Raw genomic sequence first — 2,083 nt, 5'->3', positions numbered from 1 at the left:
GCCACGGAGGTACAGCGGCGGCTGGCGCGCTCGATCGGGGCCGAGGTGCTGATCGTCGTCGCCATTTTCGCCGTCGCCGCCGGCTGGCGCTTCACGCCGCCGCCGCGCGCGCTGGCGATCGCCGCCGCGCAGCCGGTGTCGATCCACATCCACACGCTGAAAGCGATGGCGGATCTCAGCATCACGCCGGGCCATTCTGGGCCTGTCGCCGCCTCGATGGTGATCATGAGCGGCGATTTCGGTCCGCTCGACGCCAAGGCGGTGACACTGGTGCTGTCCAAGCCCGATTCCGGCATCGAGCCGATCAAACGACCGGCGACGAAGCCGGGCGACGGCACATGGCGCGTCGACAACCTGATCATCCCGGTTCCCGGCCGCTGGACGGCGCGGCTCGATATTCTGGTTTCGGACTTCGAGGTGGTGAAGATCGAGGCACCGATCGACATCCGCGCCGAGTGACAAATTGCTCGAGGCGGTTGACGCCATCGCAAAGGCCCGTCAATCATCCCGGCAAAACACGGCCCAACAAAATTCGGAAAGCAGGGAAGAAACGATGGAAAAAGCCGAAATCGGCCTGATCGGCCTTGGCACGATGGGCTCCAACCTGGCGCTCAACATTGCCGAGCATGGGCACCGCATCGCCGTCTTCAACCGCACGCCGTCGCGCACCGACGCCTTCGTCGCGGGCGCCGGGCCGCTGAAGGACATGGTCGTGCCCTGCTACAGCCTGGAGGAGCTCGCCGCCGCGATCCGGCCGCCGCGGCCGATCATCATCATGGTGCTGGCCGGCAAGCCGGTCGACGAGCAGATCGCGGCGCTTCGCGGCGTGCTGTCCGACAACGACATCGTCATCGATGCCGGCAACGCCAATTTCCGCGACACGATGCGGCGCTTCTCCGAATTGTCCGGCTCGGGCCTGACCTTCATCGGCATGGGGGTGTCCGGCGGCGAGGAGGGTGCGCGCCATGGCCCGTCGATCATGGTCGGCGGCACGGAAGACTCCTGGAAGCGCGTCGAGAAGGTGCTGACGGCGATCTCCGCCAAGTTCAAGGACGAGCCCTGCGCCGCCTGGCTCGGCACCGACGGCGCCGGCCATTTCGTCAAGACGATCCACAACGGCATCGAATATGCCGACATGCAGATGATCGCCGAGATCTACGGCATATTGCGCGACGGCCTCGGCCTGGGCCCCAAGGAGATCGGCGCCGTCTTCGCCGACTGGAACAAGGGCCGGCTCAATTCGTATCTGATCGAAATTACCGCCAAGGTGCTGGCCGCCGACGATCCGAAGACCGGCAAGCCGGTGGTCGACATCATCCTCGACCGCGCTGGCCAGAAGGGCACCGGCAAATGGTCGGTCATCGAGGCGCAGCAGCTCGGCATTCCGGCGACCGCGATCGAAGCGGCGGTTGCGGCGCGCGTGCTGTCGTCGATCAAGGATGAGCGGCAGGCGGCCGAAAAGGCCTATGGCAATATCGGCGTCGCCAAGATCGCTGGCGACAAGGCCGCCCTGCTCAAGGATCTGGAGCTGGCGCTGTTCGCCGGCAAGATCGCCGCCTACGCGCAGGGTTTCGCGGTGATGAGCGGCGCCTCGAAGGAATTCAACTGGAGCCTGCCGATGCCGACCATCGCCAAGATCTGGCGCGCCGGCTGCATCATACGCTCGCAGATGCTGGACACGATGGCCGAGGCGTTCGGCTCTGGCAGCGCGTCGACGAACCTGCTGATGGCGCCGGCCTTCATCGCCATGATGCAGGAGGCGCATCCTTCACTGCGCAGGATCGTGGCGCGGGCGTCGGAAGCCGGCTCGCCGGTGCCGGCGCTGTCGTCGGCGCTCGCCTACTTCGACAGCTACCGCCAGGGGCGTGGCACCTCCAATCTGATCCAGGCGCAACGCGACTTCTTCGGCGCGCACGGCTTCGAGCGCATCGGCGAGCAGGGCGCGTTCCATGGACCCTGGGGCAGCGGCGCGGCCTAAGGGCAGGTAAGGCCGGCCTGCAAATGGCGGCCTCCTGCGCTTCTACAGCGCCGCGCGTCCGGACGGGCGCGCAAAGGACGCTGTAGCATTTTGACTTAGAGCGGT

1 protein-coding gene and 1 pseudogene are annotated in these 2,083 nt (G+C 66.4%); both read left to right on the top strand.

The window, feature by feature from the left end:
- A pseudogene (locus tag EN745_RS33995) lies at positions 1 to 459 on the top strand (copper resistance protein CopC); the annotation flags it as partial.
- A gap of 94 nt (positions 460 to 553) precedes the next feature.
- A complete protein-coding gene (gene gndA, locus EN745_RS33990; RefSeq protein WP_127423254.1) occupies positions 554 to 1,978 on the top strand; it encodes an NADP-dependent phosphogluconate dehydrogenase in 1,425 nt (474 codons plus the stop codon).
- Positions 1,979 to 2,083: the final 105 nt, after the last annotated feature.

Origin of the sequence: Mesorhizobium sp. M4A.F.Ca.ET.022.05.2.1, from assembly GCF_003998845.1 — a bacterium.
Lineage (GTDB): Bacteria > Pseudomonadota > Alphaproteobacteria > Rhizobiales > Rhizobiaceae > Mesorhizobium.
Note: the sequence above shows the minus strand (reverse complement) of the source record. Positions and strands in the feature narration are given on the sequence as shown.

What these genes read in the sequence shown, in the direction of transcription:
- gndA (WP_127423254.1), top strand. Translation starts at nt 554, where the DNA reads ATGGAAAAAGCCGAAATCGGCCTGATCGGCCTTGGCACGATGGGCTCC.